The organism is Reichenbachiella versicolor, assembly GCF_003171675.1.
Classification (GTDB): Bacteria; Bacteroidota; Bacteroidia; order Cytophagales; family Cyclobacteriaceae; genus Reichenbachiella; species Reichenbachiella versicolor.
The window spans coordinates 1-6,787 of record NZ_QFZQ01000019.1; the positions used below are offsets into that span (position 1 = coordinate 1).

Consider the following 6,787-nt stretch of genomic DNA (forward strand, 5'->3'; position numbering starts at 1 on the left):
GTTTCCTCATCCCTTTCTTTACCGACATATCGATATCGTTTGAGTGAGGTTTCGGTTTCGTTGCGTCCAGCTCTGTACGATGTTGTACCAAAAGGATGGTACTCTTCATAGGATATGATATTAGCATTCTCATCGAGTTCAAGAGCAGCACTTCCTAAGTGATTAGAGAATTGATACCTGATGTTTTGACTTGTGCCTCCTACTGTTTCAGTGTCGATAAGGGCTATGCGTCCTGTGTCATCACTGATGTGTAGGGTTTCTCTTTCGGTGTCTACCGTTCCATTAGTGGTCTTTCTGTAGACTTCCCAGTCTCCGATGTAAATACGTTCTTCTACAATATTTCCTTTGACAATCACTTTACGGACTCTATTACCTCCGGCATCATAGGTGTAGTAAGCCATTTGAGGATTAGCACCAGCAGTCAGTTGAGCTGATTGCATTCTATCTGCATAGTCCCATGTAATCGAAGCCAGATGAGGCATTTGGGTCATATTGCCATGGGCATCGTAGGTGTAGTCGTCTACGGTTGGTGGGTTGTTGTCACTACTGGTACTGAGTAGGTAATTGTTGGCAGCATAGTGATAGTGCTTGGTCCATGTGCCTGCTGTGGCACTATGATGCATCTCTTTTATATTCCCTAGCTCGTCGTACTGGTAGGTCTGCGTATAGCGTTCCATAGCTTGGGAATTGTTGCTATGTGCCCCGTTGGTGAGTTCACTAAATAGTGCGTCTTGATTATTGTGTGACGTGTTTAACCCTATGAGTTCACGTCCCTTTGCTTTGAGCAATCTATACAAGGCATCATATTCATATTGACCATTTGCACTGACTTGTGTATTGTCATAAAAGATATCAGATTGAGTATTGTCTATCTGCTCTACGATATTGCCTACTGGGTCATAGGTGTAATTGAGGTCTTGCAGGGGATTAGATCCTGTGCTTTTTGTGGTGACTAACCTAGTGAGTCTAAAGGTGTCCTTGTCATAATAGTAGGTGGTGTAAGCGCCGTTGGAATAGCTGATGTTCTTTCTTTGATTTCTTGCGTTGTAGGTGATCTTGTCTACGAACGGGATGGCTGTAGCGGCTCCTTGCAGCTTAGTGGAGAGGGTCTTTAGTTGTCCTCCTTCATCATAGGTAGGGATTACTTGTGTGTTGTCCGGTTTGGTCATACTGACTGGACGATTCAGGGCGTCATAGCTAGTCGATTGTTCATAAACGGTAGTCGACAGTAGACTTGCTGCCTCTGATTGGACTTGACTGAGGGTTTTGTTGTCCAAACTGATCCAGTCGGGGGTGGTTTGATAGGTGTTGGCTAGTTGTTGTTCTGTTATTAACGGATTGCCTTTGAAGTCGAAGGCTGTGTTTTTGGTCATACCTGAGCTGTCGAAGGTCAGGTAGGCTTGACCCCTGTGGTTGTTGTCTTCTGGGGTGTCTAGACTTTCTCCGTAGTGGGTTAAGGAGATGAGTGATGGCGTGGACCCAGTTGTAGTTAGATAAGTTTTTGTGGGTCGCTGGAGTTCATCGTACTTGAACTCAAATTCTTGGTCTCTGCTGTCCCATGATTTTAAGGGATTGCCTAAGACGTTGGCTAGTGCGTAGCGGGTGCCGTTGTCATGGTGAGTAGTCTTGAGGGGTTGGTTCACCATGTCGTAGGTGTAGGTGAAGGCTTCTCGTCCCTTGGCATCGGTGATTTTGAGAGGGTTGCCTTTGATGTCTAACTCGGTGGTCATGGTGATGGGGTCATCACTACCGTCTGATTTCTTGTTGTGATCGATGGTGATAAATGGACGGCCCAAAGCATCCAAATGGACGACCTGTGGGGTGTCGGCATGTGCTTCGGCTAGTTGTGCTGCTCGTTTTTGGGGGACGTTTTCGCTTGTGTTGGGTAAAGCTTGAATCTGTGAGTACCATGACGCTTTGTCTTTACCTTCATGGTCTGGTAGTCTTTCTAGTACGGTGTCGTTTTGGTCGTAGTTCTTTTGTTCCCATGGGGTGAACTCGACTCGGGTATGGGTATGGTCTGGTAGTTCTGTTAGTATGGCTCTGCCAAGAGGGTCATAGTGGATGATCGGGGTGACGCCGCTTTCTACGATCTCTGGGTCGCTTTCGTATTCTTTGGTGTCACTGAAGTAGGATTCGTATTGCTTGACGGGATTCCCTTTGTTGTCTAATATGGTACGACCTGTACCAAGCCATCTTGCTTGAGTTGGGGTCGTTGAGTCCGGGGCGGTTTGGGTTTTGGTCAGGATGACTTGTCCTAGTCCATTGGTATAAGCGTAGCTTTCTTGGTATTTGGTATTGGTGTCTTGATGGATTTCTCGGGCACTGGTGTGGGCCCAGTTGGGTTTTTGATGGTTCATCCAACTTTCGAGGTCGTAGCTGAACGTTGTGGTGGGGTCTGCTAGTGTATCTCCATCGCTGTCTGCTTCTTTTCCCATGACTGCGATTTTGGATACCATTCCTCGTGTATCATAGGCGAAGGCTTGGCGGTTACCATTGGGATCGGTAATCTGTGTTGGTTGTAGGGTACGGTAGTTGTAGGTTGCTTTGGTTTCGTTGCCTAAGGCATCGGTGGTCTTGGTGGGTAGCAAGTGGTGGCTATCGTATTGGATATGGCTTTCGTTGCCGAATGGGTCGATTTGGGTGGTTTGAAGATAGAAGTGGGCTGCATCAAAATTGGCTCGTCCTGAGGGGATCCAATAGTTGTCGTCGTTGTCTAGATCTCGGTATTGTCCGGCTGTTAGTAGCGCTGGGGTTACTCGATTGGGGGTTTCGTTGAGTAGATTGTTTTTTAGTCCTGGGGTTAGGGCTTGTTGATAGGTTTCATAGGGTAGACCATGTGATGCTACTTGTCCTAGTGGTAACGGTGCATTGGGGGTCTGGTTCTCATCGTAGTAGCGGATGCGGGTGTGGTCTAGTGTTCTTAGTTGTGTGGTCCCATTAGGAGTTTGATCATAAGGGATTGGACTTAGCCCTTCTATGTCGGTTAGTATGCTTTCGCGTGTTTGTAGGGTATGTCCTTTTATTGTGGGTTCGTGTAATTGATAGTTCTTTGTTTCTGATGGTAGGCCTAACCTGTAGAAGCTTGGGTTGTTGGGTTCGTTGATCAGTGTGGTTTCTGATAGGGTGATCAGTGTGGTTTCTTGTTGGATATGGTTTCCTGTATTTCTTCTGCCATACCCAATTGCTGCTGACTTGGTAACTTGTCCATAGTTATCGGCGGTAAGAGTGATCTGGTGGCTGACTCTTGGGTCTGATGTGTTTCTTTCATATTGGTAGGTTAGCGTCTGGGCGGGGGTGACTAGATAGACGCCATAGTCTTTGTCTTTTCTGTCTTTTTGTCCGCGTTTTTGAATACGGCTGAGGCTGTAATTGTTCTCGGTGACTGTGTAGGGGACTGATTGTTGTGGGCTTCCGTCTAGTGAGTATATTTCTTGGCGTAGTGGGCTGCCTTTTAGTGAACGGGATGCTTCTCTTTGTTCGACTGCTCCTGATGGGATGTCTAGACCGTCTGGGATGGATATTAGTTCTTGACTTAGCGCAAAGGCTTCTGTATCCTCATTCCAGTATTCTTTTCGATATAGGTCTATGATTTTACGCCCATCATATTCGTCGTTGCCTAGGTTGGGGTAAAATCCTGTATGGAACCAGGTTTTGGTGTGGATGGGGGCTACTCGTATGACTTCGTCTTCTTCATTGTGGCCAGCGGGGAATAGTCCGCTGTTGATATAGTCGGTGATGGTTTCGGTGTCCCATTGTTCGACCATTCCAAAGCCTCTAAATTCTCTTTCTTCTCCGTCAAAGTAGCCGTGGTGGTAGGCGTATTTGGTGACAAATCTATTCTGATTGATCTGATCGTATAGCTCTACTTGTTCTAGGACTTGGACGGGGAAGGGTAATTTAGTGATCCAGGGGTTACCTTCTTTTTGGTCTCTCAGGTAGTATTTTGTTGATGGGGCATATTTCATGCGGGTTATGCTACCCATGTTATTGTTGATCTCGGTGATCAAATAGGGTTTTTGGCCACTCATCAAGTCTATGTACTTGATGGAGGGTGGTGTTTCTACCGATAGTGGGGAGGACCAGACTAGGCATTGGGTGCCATTGCCTAATAGATCTTGAGTCGTGATTGTGGCTAGGCTATGGGTGGGCAGTGTTTGATTGATGATGACGGGGTCGTCAAATCGGTTGCCTGATTGGTTGGGGTAATAGCGTATTTCTTGGGCGGCTATATAGATGATGTCGGTTGTACCTGTGCCGTCTATATCACCTAGTCTGATTCGGCTTTGGTTGAAGATGTCTTTGTGGTCAAAATACGGACTGTTGTCCATGGTGACTTTCGCACCAAAGTGTGCGTGACCTTTGTTGGGCCAATAGCATATGCTGCCGTTTTGGATACGGACGATATCGGATAGACCATCTCCGCTCATGTCTGCTAGGTAGATGGTTTGTTCTGGATCGTTGAATACGATGTTGGGACCTTGTTCTTCGTCAAAAAACCTTTGGGTCTTACGGGCTGCTTCGTGCCCTTCTTTGCCTAATGAGCGGTAGTAGGTGAAGCAACGGTCTTCTGTGATCAGTACGTCGGGAAAACCATCTCCGTCTACGTCTAGTATCTTAAGGTTGGGGTCGTTCCAGTTGATATTCAGGTTCTTTTTGAAGGGTTGGAAGTTTTGCCAACTACCGTCTTTGCTCTGGGTATGGAAGCCTGATAGGTTGCTGTCTCTGATCACTACATCTGTGGTGCCGTTTCCGTCAAGGTCTGTGAGTTGGGCACTTGCTGTTATACTAGCTACTGAGGGTTTTGATATGACTTCGTGCTGTGTGCCAAGCTTTGCTTGTGGTAATTTTTGTTCTCCAGCGCCATTGTCTGTGTAGTAATTTTCATCCCCGAGGTTGCGCTTGTAGTACCAGGCGTTGGTGGTTTCGGTGAGTATACCTTGTAGGCCTTCATTGTATAGGTCGGCCCATTGGTATTGTTGTCCGTCTACACCTACGGGTAAGTTCTCCAGGTCTTCTTTATTGTAGGTGTGTATTCGTGGATCTATTACGGGCTCTTGGTATTGAAGGGTGATAGGCGGGTAGCTGCTGACTTTTACTCCTTCATAGCTTTTGTGTTGTATGCTATTGACTGTGGTCAGGGTGGGGTTTTCGTTATAGTGGATTTCAGTGGATTTGACTAGTAGGGCTGCACTTCCTAATTCATCAAATTCATGAAAGTGTAATATCCTTTGGCATAGTCGGTATGTTCGTTGTTCAAAGCCTGATCGATAGTCTGAAAAGGGGTCTTGTCTTACTTTCCAGTTTTCGTCTTCTGTGATGTTATCGTTAATGTGTTCTCCATAGTCAAATACTAGGTGAAAGTGCCACTTGACTTCTTCGAAAAAATTTGGGTCGTTAGAGGTAAAAGGTCTGTCTGAACTATACTGTATCTGTTTTGGGTAGAGTTTCGTGAATACTCCGGTGTTGTCCAAACGGTTTTTCTCTGATACTCTTAATACATCTATATTGATGTTATTTTCTCTTTTATATTTATATCTTGTGATATTGCCTTTCTCGTCGTATGTATACTCAAGGTGCCATTGGTATACTTTCGTGCTATCCTCGGGGTCTGTCGTTTTGCTCTCTAAGGATTGTCCGTAAATTGAGGTGATATTTTCTTTGGTAGTGACTTTCCAATGGCTTCTTTGGCTTGGCATATGCTCCCACTTTTCAATCTTGGCAAACAGGCCTTCGGTGCGGGGAACGTATTGTTTTACGTTGTAATCTCCTTCTGCTCTTTCTACTGGTTGATCGTTGGATAATCGGGGTACTAGGTCTTCTGAACCTGCTAGGATAAAGGTGTCTTCGTCTGTATTGTCTCTATAAGTGGGAAGCCCTTTTGAGGTCTTACGTACGATGGAGGGGGTTTCTATATTCCATCCCATCCCAAATATCCCATTTCCATTCCCTGAGTCATAGGAAAGTGATAGCGCTGGAGTAAAACCACTCCTGCCTGGACTCATCGCCACTGGTACACTGAAACTACTTGTGCCTGTTACTGGATTAGCTTGGAATTTCTCGCCTATCCCAGATATGGCTCCTCCGCCTTTTGGGGTCGTGATCGTGGGAACTTCTTGGCTTGAATTCCCTTCTTGTTTACTAGGTGCTGAATTGTTGTTTGTTGAAGTTGGTTCTGGGCTGTATACAGTATTGTCTAGCGACTCTTTCATACCTCGGGCTAAGTTAAATGTCAAACGTATCGCCCCGAAGTTAGGGGCTTTCAATAATTATACAAGTCTACGCTGTGTTAATTTTTATTAACTATTAAATTTTGTGAAAATGTTTGCATAAAACTTAAAGCCTGTTAATTTGCACACTTACCAACCGCTTTAGCGTCTATCGTGACGCCTAAATTTTGTATCACTTTATTTAATTAGCCTCTCTATGAGCTCTTCTATTATTGATGGCAATAAAGAAGTCATCCTTGAAATTGATCCGGTCGGAGCAAACAACAAAATCTATTCGGTTAAAGGTAAAATTACCGATCATAGAAATAAACCAATCCCTAATATTACTGTCGAAGCTCGTGATTATGAAATCGATGGGTCTTCAACCGTTCTGGGAAATGCTAGCCCTAAACAAACAGTCACTAACGACAACGGAGAATACCTTATATACTACTCCGCTAGCCAACTAGTAGGCAATAAAAATCTAGCTGACCTTAAAATACATGCTTACAATATCAACCCGCCTGCTACTCCCCTAGATCCCGTTCCAGATGATACACTAGACTCTAACCTCGGTA

At 45.2% G+C, this 6,787-nt stretch carries 2 protein-coding genes; one reads left to right on the plus strand and one right to left on the minus strand.

Annotation, left to right across the window (positions count from 1 at the left end):
- A partial coding sequence (locus tag DKG80_RS20975; protein ID WP_109833354.1) for a SpvB/TcaC N-terminal domain-containing protein occupies nt 1-6,212 on the minus strand: 6,212 nt, incomplete at its 3' end.
- A 214-nt stretch (nt 6,213-6,426) separates the two neighbouring features.
- On the opposite strand from DKG80_RS20975, the gene DKG80_RS20980 reads away from it, so the two are divergent.
- Nucleotides 6,427-6,787 (plus strand): carboxypeptidase-like regulatory domain-containing protein (locus DKG80_RS20980; protein WP_162556046.1); only part of this gene is annotated, 361 nt, incomplete at its 3' end.